18 protein-coding genes and 4 tRNA genes are annotated in these 21,890 nt (G+C 42.9%); 12 read left to right on the forward strand and 10 right to left on the reverse strand.

Translation table 11 applies throughout. The annotated features are described in order from the left end of the window. Positions 1 to 43: 43 nt before the first annotated feature. Together ACT3QR_RS02725 and hemA are read right to left on the reverse strand one after the other, a co-directional pair. Entirely contained in the window at positions 44 to 1,180 is a 1,137-nt protein-coding gene (locus ACT3QR_RS02725; protein WP_444519872.1) for an aminotransferase class V-fold PLP-dependent enzyme, read from the reverse strand. 365 nt (positions 1,181 to 1,545) lie between these two features. Next, positions 1,546 to 2,955, reverse strand: a complete 1,410-nt coding sequence (gene hemA, locus ACT3QR_RS02730; protein WP_444519873.1) for a glutamyl-tRNA reductase — start codon at positions 2,953 to 2,955, stop codon at positions 1,546 to 1,548. Between the two features lie 549 nt (positions 2,956 to 3,504). Here hemA and ACT3QR_RS02735 point away from each other — a divergent pair. The 10 genes from ACT3QR_RS02735 to ACT3QR_RS02780 all read left to right on the forward strand — a co-directional run bounded on the left by ACT3QR_RS02735 (position 3,505) and on the right by ACT3QR_RS02780 (position 12,450). Beyond that, on the forward strand, positions 3,505 to 5,445 hold the full coding sequence (locus ACT3QR_RS02735) for a tetratricopeptide repeat protein (protein ID WP_444519874.1): 1,941 nt from the start codon (positions 3,505 to 3,507) through the stop codon (positions 5,443 to 5,445). Positions 5,446 to 5,637: 192 nt separating this feature from the next. Then, positions 5,638 to 6,270 carry a lipoprotein insertase outer membrane protein LolB gene (lolB, locus tag ACT3QR_RS02740; RefSeq protein ID WP_444519875.1) on the forward strand — a complete coding sequence of 211 codons (633 nt, stop codon included), beginning with the start codon at positions 5,638 to 5,640 and terminating at the stop codon, positions 6,268 to 6,270. Positions 6,271 to 6,352: 82 nt separating this feature from the next. Further along, a complete protein-coding gene (ispE, locus tag ACT3QR_RS02745) occupies positions 6,353 to 7,321 on the forward strand; it encodes a 4-(cytidine 5'-diphospho)-2-C-methyl-D-erythritol kinase (protein ID WP_444519876.1) in 969 nt (322 codons plus the stop codon). 151 nt (positions 7,322 to 7,472) lie between these two features. Further along, positions 7,473 to 7,548: transfer RNA gene (locus ACT3QR_RS02750), tRNA-Gln, on the forward strand. 239 nt (positions 7,549 to 7,787) lie between these two features. Further along, positions 7,788 to 7,863 (forward strand) — tRNA-Gln (locus tag ACT3QR_RS02755). A gap of 109 nt (positions 7,864 to 7,972) precedes the next feature. After that, positions 7,973 to 8,920 (forward strand): ribose-phosphate pyrophosphokinase, encoded by a 948-nt coding sequence (locus ACT3QR_RS02760; protein ID WP_444519877.1) that lies wholly within the window; start codon positions 7,973 to 7,975, stop codon positions 8,918 to 8,920. A gap of 421 nt (positions 8,921 to 9,341) precedes the next feature. After that, entirely contained in the window at positions 9,342 to 10,025 is a 684-nt protein-coding gene (locus ACT3QR_RS02765; protein WP_444519878.1) for a 50S ribosomal protein L25/general stress protein Ctc, read from the forward strand. A 176-nt stretch (positions 10,026 to 10,201) separates the two neighbouring features. Continuing rightward, positions 10,202 to 10,783, forward strand: coding sequence for an aminoacyl-tRNA hydrolase (gene pth, locus ACT3QR_RS02770; RefSeq protein WP_444519879.1), 582 nt, complete (start codon positions 10,202 to 10,204; stop codon positions 10,781 to 10,783). 99 nt (positions 10,784 to 10,882) lie between these two features. Beyond that, a complete protein-coding gene (gene panD / locus ACT3QR_RS02775) occupies positions 10,883 to 11,263 on the forward strand; it encodes an aspartate 1-decarboxylase (RefSeq protein ID WP_010196068.1) in 381 nt (126 codons plus the stop codon). Between the two features lie 188 nt (positions 11,264 to 11,451). Further along, a complete protein-coding gene (locus ACT3QR_RS02780) occupies positions 11,452 to 12,450 on the forward strand; it encodes a calcium/sodium antiporter (protein WP_444519880.1) in 999 nt (332 codons plus the stop codon). 61 nt (positions 12,451 to 12,511) lie between these two features. On the opposite strand, the gene ACT3QR_RS02785 is transcribed toward ACT3QR_RS02780, so the two are convergent. The 3 genes from ACT3QR_RS02785 to ACT3QR_RS02795 form a co-directional block, all read right to left on the reverse strand. Further along, on the reverse strand, positions 12,512 to 13,174 hold the full coding sequence (locus ACT3QR_RS02785) for an RDD family protein (protein WP_444519881.1): 663 nt from the start codon (positions 13,172 to 13,174) through the stop codon (positions 12,512 to 12,514). Between the two features lie 244 nt (positions 13,175 to 13,418). Next, positions 13,419 to 13,495 (reverse strand) — tRNA-Arg (locus tag ACT3QR_RS02790). A gap of 181 nt (positions 13,496 to 13,676) precedes the next feature. Then, a tRNA-Ser gene (locus tag ACT3QR_RS02795) sits at positions 13,677 to 13,766 on the reverse strand. Positions 13,767 to 14,117: 351 nt separating this feature from the next. Here ACT3QR_RS02795 and ACT3QR_RS02800 point away from each other — a divergent pair. Further along, entirely contained in the window at positions 14,118 to 14,912 is a 795-nt protein-coding gene (locus ACT3QR_RS02800; protein ID WP_444519882.1) for a hydroxymethylpyrimidine/phosphomethylpyrimidine kinase, read from the forward strand. A gap of 108 nt (positions 14,913 to 15,020) precedes the next feature. Here ACT3QR_RS02800 and ACT3QR_RS02805 read toward each other — a convergent pair whose 3' ends face one another. The 5 genes from ACT3QR_RS02805 to ppx all read right to left on the reverse strand — a co-directional run bounded on the left by ACT3QR_RS02805 (position 15,021) and on the right by ppx (position 21,089). Continuing rightward, on the reverse strand, positions 15,021 to 15,590 hold the full coding sequence (locus tag ACT3QR_RS02805; RefSeq protein ID WP_444519883.1) for a YggT family protein: 570 nt from the start codon (positions 15,588 to 15,590) through the stop codon (positions 15,021 to 15,023). Between the two features lie 119 nt (positions 15,591 to 15,709). After that, positions 15,710 to 16,543 carry a pyrroline-5-carboxylate reductase gene (gene proC, locus ACT3QR_RS02810; RefSeq protein ID WP_444519884.1) on the reverse strand — a complete coding sequence of 278 codons (834 nt, stop codon included), beginning with the start codon at positions 16,541 to 16,543 and terminating at the stop codon, positions 15,710 to 15,712. A 177-nt stretch (positions 16,544 to 16,720) separates the two neighbouring features. Next, positions 16,721 to 18,298: a tRNA lysidine(34) synthetase TilS gene (gene tilS / locus ACT3QR_RS02815; protein WP_444519885.1), complete on the reverse strand. Its 1,578-nt coding sequence runs from the start codon at positions 18,296 to 18,298 to the stop codon at positions 16,721 to 16,723. Positions 18,299 to 18,542: 244 nt separating this feature from the next. Further along, entirely contained in the window at positions 18,543 to 19,346 is an 804-nt protein-coding gene (locus ACT3QR_RS02820) for an acetyl-CoA carboxylase carboxyltransferase subunit alpha (RefSeq protein ID WP_444519886.1), read from the reverse strand. Between the two features lie 177 nt (positions 19,347 to 19,523). Then, the gene (gene ppx / locus ACT3QR_RS02825; protein WP_444519887.1) at positions 19,524 to 21,089 is read right to left on the reverse strand and encodes an exopolyphosphatase; all 1,566 of its coding nucleotides are present in this window, start codon (positions 21,087 to 21,089) and stop codon (positions 19,524 to 19,526) included. Positions 21,090 to 21,548: 459 nt separating this feature from the next. Between ppx and ACT3QR_RS02830 the strand changes: the two genes are divergently transcribed. Beyond that, positions 21,549 to 21,884: an Mpo1-like protein gene (locus ACT3QR_RS02830; RefSeq protein WP_444520098.1), complete on the forward strand. Its 336-nt coding sequence runs from the start codon at positions 21,549 to 21,551 to the stop codon at positions 21,882 to 21,884. The last annotated feature ends 6 nt before the right edge of the window (positions 21,885 to 21,890 follow it).

A 21,890-nucleotide genomic window follows, 5' to 3' on the forward strand; every position in this document is an offset into this window, starting at 1 on the left:
ACTATCACATCAATATCTTTATCAGCCCTCTTAATTGCTATGATTACTGGCTCAGCACTTTATCAAGCGCCGCTTCAAAACGTTCTACTGTGCCATCAATATCAGTCAATTTATCCAAACCAAACAGACCTAAACGGAAGGTTTTAAAGTTATCAGGCTCACCTACTTTTAATGGCACGCCAGCAGCGATTTGCACACCAATTTCAGCGAACGCACTACCCTTATGTATGTCATCACGATCGGTATAAGAAACGACAACGCCAGGCGCTTTATAACCTTCAGCAGCAACGCTCTCAACTCCTTTGGCTTCTAGTACTTCACGGATACGTTTACCAAGTGTCCACTGCGCGTCACACAATTTATCAAAACCGATTGTTTTGGCTTCATTCACAGCATCGCGGAACTGACGCAAGCTATCTGTTGGCATAGTCGCATGGTACGCATGGCCGCCATTTTCGTAAGCACGCATGATGTTTAGCCATTGTTTTAGATCGATACTAAAGCTATCAGATTCAGTGCTGTCTACTTTTTTGATAGCAGCATCGCTGAGCATGACCAATCCAGCGCTCGGTGTACTGCTCCAGCCTTTTTGTGGTGCGCTAATCAGCACATCAACACCCAATGTTTTCATATCTAACCATATGCAGCCTGAAGCGATACAGTCAATGACTAATAACCCACCAACGCTATGTACAGCTTCGCCCAACGCTTTGATATAGTCGTCTGATAAGATAATACCCGATGAGGTTTCGACATGCGGCGCAAATACGACTGCTGGCTTTTCTTCTTTAATTTTGGCAACAGCCGTATCGATATCGACTGGTGCAAACGGCTTCGGCGACTCACTATCATCGGCACGGTTAGCCGTGAGTACTGTAGATGATTTGGCGATTTTGCCTTTTTCTAAGATTTGCGTCCAACGATAGCTGAACCAACCATTACGAATGATTAGGCAGTCTTCGTCATTTGCCAACTGACGAGCAACTGCTTCCATGCCATAAGTGCCAGAACCAGGAACGATCACCACTGCGTCAGCGTTATACACAGATTTTAGGTCACTAGATAGGTCGTTCATCACTTGCTGAAAGGCTTTTGACATATGGTTCAGCGCGCGATCGGTGTAAACCACTGAATACTCTAATAAGCCGTTTGGATCGATATCTTGACGTAATGCAGGCATTGAACACTCCTAGTGTATGGTTAGATAATATGCAGCATTGATTAGATAGCACTATAATCAAATGCTATTATTTGTGATGGTGAGGTCTTGCGCTGTCTAGAATTTTCTTGTTTTGAAACAAACAACGAACACTGATGAAGTTTACTAACATTAAGTTAATATATTTATAGTCATATTACGAGCAAACACCAGCACATATCCTGACCTAAGCCATCTATGAGAGTTCGATATTAGCACTGATACTGAAGGTTGACAACGATACGCTCAGGCAACGATATGACTTGTGCTATCGAGCGTTTATTGGTATAGATTTACTGATATAGATTGATTGATAAGTTTTGATTTATAAAGTCATGATAAAAACATCAATGCCCGCGATGAGCATCCTGTAACCCTGACACCACAAAGTCTAGCAGTTCACTATCGCCTTCGCGTGCGGCTTTGCGCATCAGTTTTGAAGGTGCATGGGTCAGTGTTTGAGTCAGACGTCGTGATAGCTCAGTGATGATATCTTCTGGACTGACATCGTCTTGTTGCAGTTTGGCAATAGACTCATGCAGCAATTTATCGACTTGACCCTGAGTACACGCGCGGTACTGCTGAATGTCTTTGCCGACTTGGCGAACCTGAAAACGGCGATCTATTTCAACAACCAGTTGACTCACTAGCAGCTCAGCGTCAACTGCGGCTTGGCGACGTTGCTCAATATTACCTGCAATGACATGCTGCAAGTCATCGACAGAATACAGATAAACATCATCAATCCGGCTAATGGCCGAATCGATATCGCGCGGTACGGCCAAATCTATCATAAGCATCGGTTGATAACGACGACGCTTTAGCGCTTGTATGGTCATTGTCTTATCGATCAACAAATCCATACTGCCACTACAACTGCTGACAATATCGGCTTCTGCCAATACTTGCGGTAATTCTTGTAAGGGTCTAACGTCTACGCGGCGATTAGGGCCACGTAGCTCAGCCGCTAACGCTTCGGCGCGTTCGGGGTTACGGTTACAGATAATAACCCGCCCTACCCCTAGCCCTGCGATATGGGTGGCAACTAAGCGATTCATCTCGCCTGCTGCAACGACCAATAAAGTACGACTGGGTAAATCATCAAATATCTGTGTGACCAATTTGGCCGCGGCAAAGCTGAGCGATACAGCTTGTGCACCAACCTGTGTCTCGTTACGCACTCGTTTGGCAGCAGCGAATACTTGATCGATAATCCAGCCTAGCTGATTACTGAGTACTTTTTGGTCTTGAGCCAGATGCACAGAGTTTTTAATTTGACCAAGAATCTGCGGCTCACCCAGTATCATAGAGTCGAGACCAGCAGCTACTCTCAACCAATGGGTCAATGCATGAGTATCACGATGCACATAGAGATAAGGATCAATATCAACAAGTGGCAATTGCTTAAAATCAGCTAACCACGCTTTGATTTTGGTAATATGCGCACTAAATGCAGCAGATGAAATATTCATGCTACTACTAAAAGCATTGTTGGATATCTGTCCTGCAGCTTTGACATCCTGCATATTGGGTGACTGTAAATTAGATGACTGGCTATTAGCGTGCTGAGATGTTGATGTTTGCGGCACTAGCGCATAGATTTCAGTGCGGTTACAAGTAGAGACAATCACGCTACCATCAGTAAAGGCTTCTATTTGGTTGAGTGCGACATTTACATCGTCACCCACAAGTGCCAAGCGCTCTCGCAGAGCGACTGGTGCAGTTTTGTGATTGACCCCAATGACCACTAATCTCATTATCGATAGACCATAAACATGACGCTCAGTTGCCCTTTACGCTATCTTATTTTTTTAAAAGACAGTTTTTGACGACAGCGCTAAAAAGGAAGACCCTAAAAACCGCCTATTATATCATTATTGCAGGCTTTAATTAACACTCACCCATCTATGATAACCATATCTCTGTATCTGGTCGAAAATGTAACAAATCAACTACTCATACGATTTATAAAATCAATAGCTAAATTTTGATCTATCATCAACAATACGACGTTAAATCACTCGCTTACTCTATCTTAACTTGTTATATTTCTATAATATTCAGTTCAACATACACATCTATTTTTAATCATATTCAGTATCGTTCTTTGGCGATATAACTGTTATCAGTAGCATGTTCTTAAAATCAGACATACCAATACCTAAGTAACACGGATGCTATTGTTTATATCATCCGTCTACTCTTATAATGTTTGTCATGGATACATATGTCAGTATCTAACTTACAATGATTAAAACAAACTTGCCTTATCTGTGTAGGTAAACCACGGGCGAATACGGCTATCTATGATTTTTTTTGGCTCATTACCTCGGTCACCACATTCCTATAGCGAATACTCTAGCTTGCGTGCTTTATTGCATGTCGCTATTGAGCGCCTACGTCAACGGTATAAACTAGCATTGTCTCTAGCTGTGTGCCTGTGTTTGACGACACCTGTTCATGCCAGTCACCCTGACACATTGTTGGAAGCACAGATTCCTAAAGTGTCTGTTACTACTGATAATAAGGTAGCTGATAACAAAGCAAATATTAATAGTGCTGAGACTGAGACACCTTATAACGAAGATACACTTACCATAGAGAACGTAAAAAACATTAATAGCTTAGCGCCAGCCAGCCTATGGCAGACTGAACTTAGCGAACCAAGTTTATATGCTCTATTAGATGCCGAGTTTGCTGCCGATCGCGATGACAAACAGCGTGCAGTTGCTATTTATAAACAGCAGTCTTTTAAAGAAGATGCCACAGCAGTGTTTGAGAGAGCGCTTAGTCTGTCTTTGCGTAATGAAAGAGTTGAAGACTCATTGCAATTTGCCAAGACATGGCAGGACCAAAACCCTGACCACGTGCCTGCTTGGTTTTATGTTGCGCATTTGGCCTTACGCGCCCATGACTATATATTAGCGGGTGAAACTCTAAACCGTATCTTACGTTATGATCCACGTGCGGACCTAAGCGAAATCCTTATAGGTATCTATCCAAATAACGATGACGACAAACGTGAGCTTCTCGCCGCATTGCAGCCACTAGATAGCGAGCAAAATGCTTCATTGTCGGTATTAAAAGCAGGTTTACTCTATCAATTTAATGAACCTGAGGTCGCTATCGTTCATATCAATCGAGCACTAGAGCGTCAGCCAGACTATGTCCCTTTTATTACATTAAAAGCAGATATATTGCGCAAAATCGTGACCGCAGAGACTGTCGTCAATTATGTCAGTCAGGCTCGCTTGCGTAATCCTGATAGCAAAAGCTTATATCTGTACGAAATTCGCTATCTATTAGATTTAAAACAAAGCGAGCAAGCTTGGGAATTATTACTTGAGGCGCATAGCCGTTTCAATGATGATTCTGAGATTACTCTACTCGCAGCCTTAGTGAGCTTGGATATTGAAGAGTACGCTAGTGCTGATGCGCTACTCAATATGCTTGCTAAGAGTCCAGCTTATCTTGATCAAGCCTATTATTATCTGGGTATCAGTGCTGAGCGTCAGCAGTTATACGATCAAGCTAAATACTATCTCAATAGTGTTATGCAAGAGGATTTGGTGTTAGAGGCACGTAGAAAAGTAGTGGCGTTTGAATTGCTTGATAACAATGTTGATGCTGCAGTGACGACTTTAGAGAAGCTGCGTAAAGACTTCACTGTTTTCGCGCCTGATACTTTTGTTATGCAAGCCGATATCTTATGGCAACAAAATGAGTCTGATGAAGCGCTGCGTCTCCTAACACGTGCCGCTCGTAAATATCCTGATAATGAGATGCTACTCTTTGCGCGAGCTCAACTTTTAGATGATAAAGAAGACTATGTCGTTAAACGCACTTTACTCAACCATCTGCAGGCATTAGATCCTAGCAACTTGTCCTATCAATTGAGCTATGCACAGTTGCTACTGGCAAATGAACGCAGCTCAGAGCAAGGTCTGGCGTTAGCGACAGCGATTATTCAGATTCGCTACGATGACCCACGTTATGATAACGACCTACATCTACAAGCACTAAATGTGTTGGCAAGTAATGCGCTGGCTAAAGAAAACTATCAGCAGGTCATCGACTACCTACAGACACCTTATGATGTGCTACCGACCTTACGTTCAGGCTCGCTCTTGCTGCGCGCCTATCAAGGCTTAGGCGATAATAATAAAGTTGAGACGTTGCTCGCCGACTTACAGCAGCGCTTCTCGTTTGGACAGCATAATATCAATGATCGCATACAGCTGTATTGATGGTAGTTATTTTGGAGCTGCGATTTGGGCTTTGTTATTATAGAGACATGATGAGTAACAAGGTTCTCATAAATAACGAAGCATTTATAAATTACAAGGTCGTTATAAGAAGCTAACAGCCGTGCATAACCGAGCAACAAATAACGCTTAAGCTACTGTCTTTGTTTATATTTCTATTTTTGAGGAACTATTATGTCAGCATCAATCGCTTCTTATAAACCAAATAAATTGGCTCTGTTTACTGCTATAACTGCAGCGATAGTCATCACCTCTGGTTGCCAATCATTAAAAACAGCCAACGCGACCAACCAGCCAACGTCTACTGTACAAGGTCAAGACGCTGATCAACCCAAAAAGCTAGAGAGCTTTAATATCACGGGTAAAATTGGGGTAACAACACCTGCGAAAGACTCGACAGGCACCCAAGGTGGTAGTGCGTTTTATGCGTGGGGGCAACAAAACGACCGATTTGCCATTGAGCTCATTGGCGCACTCGGTATTGGTAAAACCAACATCGAATACAATGGTCAAACTGCCACGTTAGTCAGCGAAAAGACAGGCACATTGATCGCTGACGATCCCGAAACTTTGCTAAAGAAAGCAACTGGTTGGCAAGCACCCATCTCACAAATGCCTTATTGGATTTCTGGTCGCCCAGCACCTTCAGACAGTGCACCACAATTAGATGATCAGAGCCGCTTAGTTAGCTCAGTCAATGGTGAGTGGACAGCCAGTTTCACCTATAAAGGTACTGACAAGCTGCCAAATAAAATTAGCGCCGTACAGCCTCAAGGCAATAAAGTGGTGATGACCATTAATCACTAAACTGTCCTTTATTAATATCGGTAATTGCTCATCAGTGTTAGCTAAGATAGCTGTTTATGACTGTACCTTACGATGAAAAAATATGACTGCATCATCTGCTTCTACGATTACCCGTTTATCACCTGCAAAACTCAATTTGTTTTTGCACATCACTGGCAAACGTGACGATGGCTATCATGATTTGCAAACGGTCTTTCGCCTGCTCGACTGGGGCGATTACTTGCATTTTTCGGTCAGCGTTAACGCCGTGACTTCTACGGTTGATAACGATTCAGATGCAGATCGACTTTGTCATCAGCTACTGATGCTAGATGGTGCAGAAACTATCACTGCTAGTATAGAAGATAATTTAATATTCAAAGCAGCACGCGCACTACTAGCGTCTGCCATACAGTCAAACCCTTTACCTGAGCAGTTAGCACAAGTGCATATCACTTTAGATAAGAATTTGCCGATGGGTGCAGGATTGGGCGGTGGCTCATCTAATGCAGCAACGACTATGCTTGTGCTCAATGAGATTTGGCAGCTTAATTTTACTTCTGATGAGCTTATAAAGATTGGCGCGACTGTAGGTGCCGATGTGCCTATATTTATCTTTGGTCAAGACGCTATTGCCATGGGAATCGGTGAGGAATTAACGACAATTGACCTTCCAGACCAGCAATATTTAGTACTGACGCCTGACGCTCATGTAAATACTGCCAAGCTGTTCGCGCATCCAAAACTACAGCGAGATATCACGCCCCTGTCGATTGATACTATTCGAAGCAAATACGCTGATTATGTGCAAACGCTCATTGCATCCTATCATAATGTCTTTGCGCCAGTCGTCACGAGCCTTGCTCCTGCTGTTGCAGATGCTTTGAGTTATTTACAGGGGTTGGAGGAAAAAGCAATGGGCACAGCGCGCATGACTGGCTCTGGTAGTGCAGTGTTTTTGCCATTGGATGCAAGCGTTACCACTGATAAAAAGCTGTTGGCAAAATGGATTGAAGATGCGCCTTGTTCGGGGTATATCGTTGGAAACTTAAAAAAGACATATGACCTTTAAATTTCTTATTATCTAAACAATGACAACGGTATGATTGCCTATCATAGTTTGTTAAAATATCGCGAGCATCAACCTATAATGAATAAATACCAGAAAAAGCTGCAAATGACTTGCAAAATCTGAAAATTTACTTATAATAGGTCGCCACAATAGGGGTATAGCCAAGTTGGTAAGGCATCAGGTTTTGATCCTGACATCCGTTGGTTCGAGTCCAGCTACCCCTGCCATTTTTTAGTACGAAGCGTTAGAGATACATTGAGCATAAGCGGTTTATAGACAGCCACTTATCTTATTGTCATTGACAACGTTATCCCAGTTTCGGTATAGTTCGCAATGGACACCGCTAGGGAAAAGTTATGTTTTAAACGGTTTATCCGTTTTTAGATAACTGACAGGTCGTGACAACATGCTAAAAACAGCTCGTTAGTTGTTATTAGCTATCGATTGTTCACAATCTAGACATTACAGGGGTATAGCCAAGTTGGTAAGGCATCAGGTTTTGATCCTGACATCCGTTGGTTCGAGTCCAGCTACCCCTGCCATTTTTTACTGTAATAGTATACTTCAACACCTTCACCACTCTTTTCTTAATTTGAGCAGTTTGTCACTGCTTAGCGGTCGCTGCTTGAGTCAATCAATAGGACTTCTGTCATGCCTTATTTGGCGATTTTTACGGGTAATGCCCACCCAGAATTAGCAAAAACCGTAGCCGATCATCTTCACATACCTCTTGGTAAAGCTGACATCACGCGTTTTTCTGATGGCGAAATTGCCGTGGAAATCAAAGAACACGTACGTGGTAAAGATGTGTTTATCATGCAGCCTACTTGTGCACCGACCAACGACAACTTGATGGAAATCATGATGATGGCTGACGCTTTGCGTCGCTCTAGTGCTGGCCGTATCACAGCTGTCATGCCGTATTTTGGTTATGCTCGTCAGGATCGTCGTCCACGCTCAGCTCGTGTACCTATCTCGGCTAAAGTGGTCGCTGACATGCTAAATATCGTCAGTATCGATCGCGTAATGACTGTTGATTTGCACTCAGATCAGATTCAGGGCTTCTTCGATATCCCTGTAGACAACATCTACGGCACACCTGTATTGCTAAACGACCTACAAAAGCAAGACTATGACAATATCATGGTTGTTTCGCCTGACGTAGGCGGTGTGGTTCGTGCACGTGCGATGGCCAAGCAATTAGGCGATACCGACATGGCAATTATCGATAAACGCCGTGCTCGTGCCAATGAGTCACAAGTCATGCACATCATTGGTGATGTTCGTGACCGTGATTGTGTTATTGTTGATGATATGGTTGATACTGCAGGTACATTGTGTAAAGCCGCCGAAGCCTTGAAAGAAAATGGTGCCCGTCGCGTCTTAGCTTATATCACACACCCTGTCCTATCAGGTAACGCACTGAAAAACATCAGCGAATCTGCATTGGATGAAGTGGTTGTTACGGATACGATTCCATTATCAGTCGAAGCTCAAGCTTGTAGCAAAATTCGTCAGGTAAGTATTGCACCGATGCTTGCTGAGAGCTTACGTCGTATCAATAATGAAGAATCTATTAGTGCAATGTTTGACGCCTAATTTGATACGGTTATTTTTTAAACAGCCGTTGCGGTAATTTTGAATAGCAATGACTGTAGTAAGACATCTTAGATAGTTAAAAAATAGAGCGTCAAGTATTCTTACTTGGCGCTTTGTTTTGTGTAGGCATTTTGCGTAGGTCTTTATTATTGCTACAGAATCACGTATAATGCGCGCCTGTGCTGACCTTTTAGTGGTTTTTATTAGGCTAGCGCTATCAAAAGTGCTGATCATGCTTAAAAGCTACCATCGCTATAGTAATTATCATAGCGAGCGCTACTATAAGCAAATGGCTAAGTTTACACATTGCGAGTTTTATTCGTGACCACAATATTAGCTATCATCACGTATTAGTGGATTGGTCGCAAATCCACTTTTTTATGACCAGACACTTCATCATTTTTTTTATAGGATTATATCCATGAGCATTAATCATTTTGAACTAAACGCCGTTGATCGTGCTGCTGAACTACAAGGTAAAGGTGCGAGCCGCCGCCTACGTAAGCAGAACTTAGTTCCTGCTATCATCTATGGTGGTAACGAAGAGCCAACAGCTATCTCTATCAAGCTTAACGAACTAGTAAAATCACTAGAGTTTGAAGCGTTTTTCTCACACGTCTTGACTATCAATGTTGACGGTGAAGAGCATCAAGCAGTTATCAAAGACTTGCAACGCCATCCAGCTAAAGGCTTCCCAATGCATGCTGATTTCCAGCGCATTGTAAAAGGTCAGAAAATCCACATGAACGTTCCTGTTCATTTCACTGGTCGTGAAGATGCGCCTGGTACTGCTGCTGCTGGTGTACTATCTACGCTAGTATCTGATATCGAAATCGTTTGCATTCCATCACTACTTCCTGAATACCTAGAAGTAGATGTATCTGGCATGGAAATTGGTGATTTGTTCCGTCTATCAGACATCAAACTTCCTGAAGGCGTAGTAATTCATGAGCTTGAGCTAGAAGATGGCCATGACCGTACTATCGTTAACATGCAGCCACCAACAGTAGAAGAAGTTGATGAAGATGCTGACGACGTTGATGCTGATGAAGTACCAGCAACTGAGCAAAACGACGGTACTGAAGAAAACAAAGACAGCGAGTAATATACCATCGGTACGTTGCATCTGATTTGATGTCACGTATCGACATACTCGTTTAGTCAATAAGACAGCAGGTGATGAATATCTCCTGCTGTTTTTGTAAGTAAGGTTTGAAAATAAACTGTCTATCAGTATCTCAAACCCTACCCCTATTTATCAAACTCAAGCAAGGTGTTTTTATGGCCATAAAGCTTATTGTCGGTCTTGGTAATCCTGGTCAGCAGTATATGTTTACGCGTCATAATGCAGGATTTTGGTTTGTCCATCATTTGGCTCAGCAGTTTAATATCACGCTCTCCCCTGATAAAAAATTTCATGGAGTGACAGGGCGTGGGCAGATTCATGGGTCTGATGTGCGTTTACTTATGCCGCTGACGTTTATGAATAAATCTGGTCAGTCAGTGGTGCCTATGGTAAATTTCTACGGCATCAAAAATGATGAATTGTTGATTGCTCATGATGAGCTCGATATTCCAGCTGGTAGTATCAAACTCAAAACAGACGGTGGACATGGTGGTCACAACGGCCTACGTGATATCACGCCGCATATTGGCAATGATTTTCATCGCCTGCGTGTGGGTATCGGCCATCCTGGTCACAAGTCTAAAGTTAGTGGACACGTTCTCTCGAAAGCATCTCCTAATGAGCAGATTGCGATTGATAGCGCGTTGACAGCTGCTTTTGAAGCACTCCCATTATTGTTAGATGGTGATATCGAAAAAGCACGTTCACAAATTAATGGCTTTAAATTACCAGAATAATATGATGGTCAATTATAACCACCTTTTATTTTGGTAGTTTTATCCCCATTAACCTTTTGATTTAGTTAATTAATATCAGTTACGCCAAGGAACCAACCTATGCTACTTAATATGCTTAAATGCAAATTACACCGTGCCCGTGTTACCCATGCCGAGCTTCACTATGAAGGCTCTTGCGGTATCGACGGTGATCTATTAGATCTTGCTGGTCTACGCGAAAACGAATCTATTGATATCTATAACGTGACCAACGGTAAGCGCTTTCGCACCTATGCTATCCGTGCTGAGGCGGGCTCTGGTATTATCTCATTAAATGGTGCTGCGGCTCATATGGCAGATTTGGGCGATATCGTTATCATTTGTGCTTACGCACACTTTGATGAAGTTGAAGCGTCAACGTATCAGCCAAAACTCGTCTATTGCAACGAAGACAACACCGTAAAAGACACTGCAAACATTATTCCTGTGCAAGTTGCTTAATATGACAGGATAATGGGTTTTTGGATTAATCAGTGATAATTACAAATTAAGTCTTTGAATTAATTGTTATTATTACCAAAAACCACCCTGCTACTATGAAAGCTGAATCACAATGAAGATTCAGCTTTTTTTATGCCATTCTTATCTATCAAATTCACATTTTTCATCATATACAAGGAAACATACTGATGTGGTTGGCCGCGCTTGCAATACTGATAGGGTTAGCAATTTTAGTTTGGAGTGCCGATGTTTTTATTGATGGAGCGACAGCACTAGCAAAGAAGTTTAGTGTGCCCAGCTTCCTAATTGGTGTTTTAATACTAGGTATAGGCACGTCAGCGCCTGAGATGGTGGTATCGGTACTAGCAGCGCTAGAAGGCAGCCCTGAGCTGGCCCTAGGCAACGCTTATGGCTCAAATATCATCAATATCGCATTGGTACTCGGTGCAACTGTATTAATTAGCCCTATTATCATCCGTAAAGGCATCGTAAAGCGCGACCTACCTCTACTACTGCTAATTACTGTCATCGCCGCTTGGCAGTTACGTGATGGGACATTGAGCCAAGCTGATGGTATCGTACTATTAGTATTATTGGTCGCCGTCTTAGGGCTACAGATCATAATGAGTATACGTGAAGGCTATCATGAGCACGAAGACGATGTGGTCGTGGCTAATGCTGACTCAGAGCTCTCAGAAAACTTGGAGAGTTTAGAACCAAGCGTAACGCGTGGTCTTGTGAGCTTATTTATCGGTATGCTGATGCTAGTAGTCAGCTCACGCGCTATCGTTTGGGGCGCTGTCGAGTTGGCGACGCTATGGGGATTGAGTGAGTTAATCATTGGTCTAACGATTGTCGCAGTTGGAACATCATTGCCTGAGCTGGTATCGAGCTTATCAGCAGCCCGTAAAGGCGAGCATGATATGGCGCTTGGCAATATCATCGGCTCTAATATTTTTAATACTTTAGCAGTTGTCGGTTTGGCAACCGTTATCGCTCCTATTGCCGCTGACCCAGTCATTCTATCGCGTGATGTGATGGCAATGGGACTATTGACGATATTGCTGGTTGCACTGTGCGTGTTTGCCTTTGCAACAAAACGTCAATTCGGTCGTACGTCAGGTGCCACATTGGTACTGTTTTTTGTGGGCTATACCGCATGGCTGATTCAAAGCGTTAGTATGTAACTGTGTGAGTTGAGCCAGTTAGGTAATGATACAGCTGTATGATTACCTAACTAAGATCAGACTACGATTTTTTCTTACGATTTTTAAAACCGCGCCATAGCCCTTCATGTGCCACTTTCGGCATTTTTAGGGTAATGGTGTTGGATAGCATGTCTTGTACTGCCAGACCGCGAGGGTTGAACAGACAGAACACATAGTTGAATACCAAACCAAGAAATGCACTGGCCAATAAGGCGGCGCGTGATCCATCAATAAGACTGCCAATAATGCCGAAAATCAGCGGCATCAAACAAGCAGCCAAAATACGCTTAAACGACTGTCCCCACGTTAGCCACTGACCCGCATCATTGATCGTTTTTAATCGCCACGTCTGCATCCCCAATGTCTGACCACCGCGGCGCCAGAATATCCCATAGAATGCTACCAGTGTCAGTACAAACGACGGCGTCATGATGACATTCTGATACCAAAGCGGCAGCGACTGTGCTTGTGAGGACTCAGTACCCGTCTCCATAGTCAACAGCGTACCAACTACAGTTAGTATCGTTCCTACCAAAAATAATAACGCTAAAATCAGCATACCATCATACAGAATCGCCACGACACGAATCATAGGCTTAGCGATGGTCGGTTCTTCGTTAGGATCTGTCTGTACAGGCGTACTCGGTTGAGATTTTGATTTATGAGTCGTTTTTGACGGGCGTTTAGATGGACTTTTTGACATGGTACAAGCTCATAGCAAGCAGTGAATAGTAACGCTATTGTACCGTAAATGGTGGGGCTATCGTACATTATCCTAGATGACTATCCAATATCATGAATGACTATCCAATCATAGTAAACATAAGAGCTGGTCGTAGAATAGATAAGTAGAAGGGTAAAAGCTATAGACATAAAAAAACCGCCAATTGTCATAAGACAGGCGATTATTTTAATAATTTTTAGCTTATATTAAGCTATTATGCAAATGGTGCGCCTGGAGAGATTCGAACTCCCGACCCCTTAGTTCGTAGCCAAGTGCTCTATCCAACTGAGCTACAGGCGCGTATTTTGCACTTTATCCACTGCGAAGATAATATCTTTTACAGTAAATTAGGTTGGTCATTATATAGATAATATCGCTTGTGTCAACATATTTTTTAATTAAAACAAATTATTTTTTGAATTAATTATTAAAATGTTTAACGCAGAATATTGCGTTACTACTCTAATAACAACTGAATAAATGGCGGTGAAGGAGGGATTCGAACCCTCGATACGCTTACACGTATGGTTCCTTAGCAGGGAACTGGTTTCAGCCACTCACCCACTTCACCTAACGATTCAAGACATTTATAAAATTTCTATAAACATAGTATTGATGCTAACAATACGTCTCATGTCGTGGGCGAGTATTATAACAAAGCCAAAACGAATTGCAAGCGTTGTCTACAGATTTAATGCGGCTTTTATCAAAATTATAGATACAAGCACTTATATTGCATTTTTATATGGGAAATTGCGTCATATTATTGCTAAATATAGTGATCAAACTGCTTATTAAGTTTAGGCCTACTCGTTCTGACGTCTTATACCCAATCCACAAATATGAGACTATGATAGATTTTTTAGTAGTAGGTGGCTATAGTATTTATCACTTACTTTAAAATCTCTCAAAAGGAGCTGTTATGCGACCTGTCGTACTATGTTTTTCAGGATTGGATCCTTCAGGTGGTGCTGGATTACAAGCGGATATCGAGGCAATCGGACAGTCAGGGTCACATGCAGCCATCGCGTGTACGGCAGTCACTATCCAAAGCTCACAGCAGGTATTTAGCTTTGATGCTTGTGCGGCATCATTGGTAAAATCTCAAGCTACTGCAGTCCTTGATGACTTGCCTGTTAGTGCTATCAAATCAGGCATGCTCGGTACCACTGATAACATTGCGATGTTGACTTATCTATTTGCTGATCAAGTTATCGATAATAATACGCCATTTGTCTTAGACCCTGTATTGGTCGCCAATAGCGGTGGTAGTTTGGGCGATGAAAAGACGCTAGTTAGCGCATTCAAGAAACTACTGCCCTATGCTACCTTAGTCACCCCAAATACTCATGAGCTACGTGCCCTAAGCGGAGAGCAAGACTTACATGCTGGTGCACAAAAGCTATGCGCTCAAGGTGCTCATGCTGTACTGGTAAAAACCTCACATGATTTTGATAGTGGTGACATAGAGCAATACTTATATATACAGGGCGAAATGGTCCATAAAAGTACCTTGCCGCGCTTAGATGGTGAGTTCCATGGCTCAGGATGTTCTCTTGCTAGCTTTATCGCTGGACGCTTGGCAATGGGCGATGCTCTTATCGATGCTGTGCAAGCGGCAGATAGTTGGATTGCCCAAACATTGCGGGCAGCTGATACACCGCATCCTGATGATGCGCAAGCTCAACTCATACCCAATCGCTTTGTTCGTTTTTAGCATATCTAACAAGCTATAGCTTACCTAAGTAGCAGATGCAAAAAAGGCGCTCTATATTTTTATAAAGCGCCTTTTTTGTGACAGTGTTTAATTTTGACTCTATTAGGCTTAACCCAACGTTGGTAACACACTCGCAGTCAAACCACCGATGAATATCTCTAATAAATAAAATGCGAAGAAAGCAACCATTGGTGATAAGTCGAGCATACCGAAATTCGGGGTAATGCGACGAAATGGCTCTAGTATTGGCTCTGCTAAGCTCATAATAATACCAATAATCGGATGCTCAGATCGGGTAAACACCACAATCCAGCTAACGATAATAGAACCAATCACCAAATAGCGACACATGCGTAAAAAGTCTAGCAATAGGCTAGTGGTACCCGTAAAAAATAGCGGTACAGGCGCAATACCTTTATGCGTCAAGGCTGCCTTTCCAGAAATATCAATCAGACGAATCAAAAACATCAGCACGATAGCAGCAATACTAATACGGCCCTGTGCAACAGTCGGAAAAATACGCCCAAATACGTCGACAATATGCGTCGCTTTATAAGCAGGCGCAATCATCGGATTGCTTGCACCCATTCCCGCAAACTGCAACATAAAACGAATAAACACCAGCATCATAGCGAATGTGGTGACCAGATCAAAAATTTGAAATAACATGTTGTTCATGAAGTGCTACTCAATGTGACATTATTAACAGATTCTAGGATGACAAATGTCATTATCAGATGCTGATGATTACATAAGGTGTGTCGTCAGTTATCACTCACAGCACACCTTGTCAGTGTTTACTTACTCATCTCTTCACTTAACGCTTGGCTACGATCATAGCAAGCTTGCATGGCCTCAGAGATTTGACGACCAATCTCATTGGCTTGCATTGACTCAACCGCTGCCTGAGTCGTACCGTTCGGTGAAGTCACTTTACGACGCAGTTCAGCTGGTGCATCATCACTGTTCATCGCCATTTTTGCAGCACCCAACATAGTCTGCATAGCAAGCGCTGAAGCTTGCTCTTTATCTAGCCCTAGTGTAACTGCTCCATCGACCATCGATTCAATGAAGTAAAACATATACGCTGGTGCTGAACCTGATACGGCTGTGACTGCATGCATATGCTCTTCATCATCGACCCACATGACCAAACCTGATGCTTCCATAACGGCCGTTGCTAGCTGCTTCTGTTCTGCTGAGATATTGTCTGTACCATAAAGGCCCGTCGCGCCCATCTGAATCATAGAAGGCGTGTTTGGCATTGCACGGACGATATTGCTATAGCCGCCTAGCATGTTTGACAAAAGATCAGTCGACAAGCCTGCCGCTACTGAAATGACCAATTGAGTGTCTAGTACGTCAGCAAAAGCACTTACCACCACTTTCATCATCTGTGGTTTGACTGCTAGCACCACGATATCAGCACCGATCACAGCAGATTTTGGATCAGCCATTGGATCAACAGTATTTAGACCTTTGGTGGCTAACTGCTCACGTACATCGCTGCTAGGATCGGCGACCGTGATTAGATTTGGCTGGATGTCACAACCCACAAGTCCACTAATGAGCGCCTGTGCCATGTTTCCGCCACCAATAAAACTGATTTTTTTATTATCTAATACCGACATACTTGTCTCCTAGTCACAAAATTCAAAGGTATTCAACTTAACATACTGATATATAAAACGACACTCAGTTTATCATACTGCTACTACCGCCGTTTGATAAATTCGAAATGTCACATCTGAAATCAATCTGATAAAAATCAATGAGTCAGTAAACAAATATCAAAATTTTGATACTTTCTATTTTGGACTGAGCTCGCTTTTAATGTACTCAGCCAATTGATTGCTTTTAACATGGCTATCCATCTGCTCAGAACTCAAAAGCCAGCTTTCAAATGGCGATACTAGTAATAGAGGAATATCAGCTTGCATGTCACTTCCATCTTCGAAGTCGTTTATAAAAGCGATGCTGACCACCATTAAGCTGTCTCGTAGCCATAATGGAATCCCAAGCGTTTGATACAGCTTCTTACCTGCTTGTGGGCGCGTAGCCATCTCAGTTTTTAACCGTTTCTTACGGTCTAGCGGCGCTACTTTTAATACTGCATGGTGTGCTATACCGTCCGCCCTGTTTTCTAGTAATTGTTTCAGCGCATCTGCTTTTACTTGCAATTTCCAAATATAACGATCGCTACTACGTACGATGAGTGAGATTGGACTATTATCAGCTGAATGAATAAATAAATTATTAGATAAAGTCAGTTTAGATAATGGTAGCACCTGCTCGATCAGCGGTACGTTGAGCCAAGATAGCCACTCGCTGCTCAGACGATAGAGCTTCTGACGATAGCGACGAACGGTATAGGATTGCTTGCGACCTTGCCAAAACAGTTCCGTTTGATGATTTTGATCATCACGTTGGCTTAGAGTTAGCACATCATCGACGAGTTGTTTAGCAGGGGGCAACGGCTCATCTTGACCGAGCCAGTAATGTAATAATTGACGTTGACGATACAGTGGTAGTTTGTGTAACTCATCAATATTTAGGACTTGCTGAGCAGATGATAACTGTAATGAAGTAACTGCTGTCTGCTTCAAATCTGTAGCGGCTTGAGCGCTGACACTTGACTGTGCTTCACTCAATAGCTGCGCACTTCGAGCAATATTGTCAATGGCATTGGGGTTATACGTAGCCAGTACTGGCATAATATCGCGGCGTAAACCGCTACGTACGTTATCGCCGCTGTCATTAGTAGGATCATCTATATAGGGCAACTCTAAGCGCTTGGCGTAGGCGCTGATAGTGGCGCGTCTGACAGTGAGCCAAGGTCGCCACAGCACATTGCGCCGATCACCTTGCGTTTGCACTCGCCATGTATGCATACCAGACAGGCCATTAACCCCAGCGCCTTGAATCAAGCGCATTAGCACCGTTTCGGCTTGGTCATCGGCGTGATGCGCTAATAGCAATACATCGTCTTGGTTGATATGAGTTCGCATGATGTTATAACGGGCTAGCCGCGCGGCTTGTTCATCATGTCCATTCACTTGTGCCTGTAAAATGCGACAAGGTATCTGCTGCGCTTGCGCCCATTTAGCAACATGCTTGGCCCAATGCTGACTATCCGATTGTAGCCCATGATCGACATGTAACATCTGCGGCAAACATAGTAATCGCCTTTGTCGGTAGAGCTGCACACACAGCGCCGCAAGCGCTAATGAATCACGCCCACCACTACACGCCAGCCAAAGACGACGAGCATGCAACTGATCACTATACTCAGACATACTACTCAACAATGCGGTTGCTAGTGTCTCATCAACTGGCAAATCGGCAATTGATTTAATAGGGTGTGAAATGATTGCACTGCTGGTCATAACTAACCTTAATCATTAGGTGATAACATATCCATTACTGTGCCGATGTGTGAGCACCTGCATTAATTATTGCCTTGCGTTAAAAGTTTTATATTAAGAGCTTTACGCAGTAACAGCCATAAAAAAACGCGCCATTAAATGACACGTTTTTATTTTAGCATTAAGACTTAGACTCTAATATGAAAAACCTATCATTAATAATAGCGACTTAACAATTTAACAATAAAGGCGCCGTAGCAACTAATTAAGCAGGCAACATCACTTCTGAATTAAAAGACTTTAGCTTTGCGTAGCGTAGCTCACAACGTTCTTGAGGGTTTAGATCTTTGATTTCATCGAGCTGTTCAGTAATTAATGCTTTTAAGGCATTCATCACAGGTTGTGGCTGCACATGTGCGCCCTCACCCTCTTCGATAACAGCATCGATCAAACCCAATTCATAAAGGTTAATAGCGTTTAGTTTCAGCGCTTCACTAGCATCCTGCGCTTTTTCAGCGGTTTTCCACAGGATAGAGGCACAGCCTTCTGGCGAGATCACTGAGTAAATACTGTTTTGTAGCATATTTACTTTATCACCGACACCAATTGCCAATGCGCCACCTGAACCGCCTTCACCAATGATAGTCACAATCACAGGCACTTTCAGGCTAGAGAATACAGCGATGCTCTCTGCAATCGCTTGCGCTTGTCCGCGCTCTTCTGCACCAATACCAGGATAAGCACCTTGGGTATCCACAAAGGTCATCACCGGTATATTAAAACGCTCAGCCATTTTGACCAAACGAATTACTTTACGATAGCCCTCAGGATTGGCCATACCAAAGTTATGAGCAATACGCTCACGGGTGCTACGACCACGATGCTGACCAATTACCATCACAGGCTGACCATCAAAACGCGCAAGACCGCCTAAAATGGCCTTGTCATCGGCAAAAGCACGGTCGCCATGCAACTCGTCAAATTCGGTAAAAAGCTGATTAACATAGTCCATAAATAATGGACGCTTGGCGTGTCGTGCAAGCTGCACACTATCCCAGACAGTGCTCATAGACGCTTCCCTTTAATAATTATACTTAATGTATTTATGTTTAAGAATAATATCGTTATCCGTATTCAGATAATGAAAGTACAGTTGTAAACTCAATAGGAGCTATAGTAGCACATCTTATATGGCATGACATTATCGACAACGCCGCTTTTGTTACGTTAATCTTTAACTCGATACTTACAATGGTAACTGTTCAACCTCTTGTGTCTCAGCCTCTTGAGCTTCAATCACACTAAGCTGTATGCCCCATTTGGCAAACTGGTCAATCTCAGTACGCAAATCTGCGAGCAAGAACGCGTAATGCTCACTACTATCGGCTAAAGTTATTTGCCAGCTGTTTTCAGCGACTACCTTTAATTCTAACTCTGGTAGCACATAATCACTGCGACTATGATGCGCCAGTACAGCGAGACGCAACAGCAAACAGAGATAAACCAACTGATCGCCACCAATCTGACAGGTCTGATCTAACATATCGGCTTTGAGCTTGCGACGATGATTAAGCATCAGCTGCGCCATACGTTTTTGATCAACTTGCGAGAATCCTGGGATATCAGAATACTCAAGCAAATACGCACTGTGTTTATGATAGCTACTATGACTGATCGCTAGCCCTATCTCATGCAAAAAGGCAGCACGTCTTAGCAAGTCGCAATCATCATTGGTTAGTGTCAGCTTGTCTTTTACTTGTTCAAATAAATGGCGACTGGTTTTTACCACTTGTTTGGCTTGCTTTTTGTCCCCTGAATAGCGCTTAATTAGTGCCAATACACTACGGTCACGCACATCTTCGCTAGCAAAACGGCCAAGCATATCGTACATAACGCCTTCACGTAACGCGCCATCTGAGTAAGTAATGGTTTCAACGCCCAACACTTTCATCACCGCGCGCAGTACTGCCACGCCAGCAGGAAATACCGCTTTACGATGTTCTTTGACGCCTTCTAAATCGATGTCATCAATATTGCCAATCTTAATCAGCAATTTCTCTAATTTTTTGACGCCTTTATAAGTAATGCGTTCTTGCTCATCGGCCCAACCTTTAGATACGAGGACGTTACGCACTGCTTTGATTGTGCCGCTTGAGCCAACCACACTGCTCCAGCCCGTCTTTTGATAACGACCATTGATGGCTAAGACTTCTTTGCGCGCTCCTGAAATCGCGCTACTAAAAGCTTCTTTAGTAATCAGGCCGTCAGCGAAGAATTTCTGCGTAAAAGAAACACAGCCCATCTGTAAGCTTTCAGTCAATAATGGGTTGAACTCTTGACCAATAATGAACTCTGTCGAACCGCCACCAATATCCATAACCAAGCGTTTGTCACTACTCTCATTAGTGTGCGACACACCTAAATAAATCAATCGCGCCTCTTCGCGGCCAGCAATAATCTCAATAGGTTTTGGTAAAATTTTATTGGCATGGGAAATAAAGTCATTGGCGTTTTTGGCTTGACGCAACGCATTGGTCGCGACCACACGAATGCGCTCTGGTGGTACTGAGTCCAAGCGCGCTACAAAGCGACTCAAACAATCGAGACCACGCTGCTCGGCGGCTGCACTTAGAATATTATTTTCATCTAAGCCTGCAGCGAGCTGTACCTTTTCAGACATCGAAACTACTTTTCGCACTTCCCCATGGTCAAGACGAGCAATAGCTAAATGGAAACTGTTGGAACCAATATCGATGGCTGCCATCATTTCATCATCGCCAATTGGCGGATTCGTAAGGTAGTCAATAGGCATAGGACAAGTCGTCACCGTGTTAGAGAGAGTGGATAGTTTACCAAAATCACGTACTAGATAGTTATAAAATCACATGTATAGAAAAAAGTAGTAACCACAAAAATCAGGGCAATTTCGTCATTAAAGCATTTATACCAACCACTCGCAAGCAATGCAAAACTGTAGCGGAAACATCAGGAAGTAACCTATGAGCTGACAGGCATCACCTCAGCATCTAGCGCTTGTGTTACTCATATCGGTTTGCTACATTGAAAGCTATCAATATCATCATAAAAAACCGTTATTTACAGAATTTTCACCCGTATAGCTGATCTCATAAACCATTAACTATTTGGTTGAAAATATCTATGATTGATGGCTCTTAAACTCACCAGCAAGGAAGCTAGTCACATGAATCAGACCACCACAAAAGACGCTACCCAAAATACTGAAACCCCTATCAGTAGCGCTAAAAAAGACATGATAAAAACTGAAACATCGCCCAAACAGGCATTTTATGATTTTTACTTAGATGAGCATCAAAATATAGCTTGCCGACGATTGCATTTCGCAGGCAGTAGTTTTGGCTTATTAGGACTGGCAAAGTCTGTCAAAACTGGCTCAGCTAAGCATTTGGTAAAAGGCATTGCCGCTGGATATGCCTGTGCATGGGTTGGACATTTTTTCTTTGAAAAGAACAAACCCGCTTCTTTTAAATTTCCATTGAAAAGCTTTATCAGCGATTTTCGTATGTATAGCGATGTGCTACGAGGCAATCTAAGCTTGCGAGATCGTAAATTTGATAAAGCGCGATAAAAATTA

Origin of the sequence: Psychrobacter sp. AOP7-B1-25 (assembly GCF_052376195.1) — a bacterium.
Taxonomy (GTDB): Bacteria; Pseudomonadota; Gammaproteobacteria; order Pseudomonadales; family Moraxellaceae; genus Psychrobacter.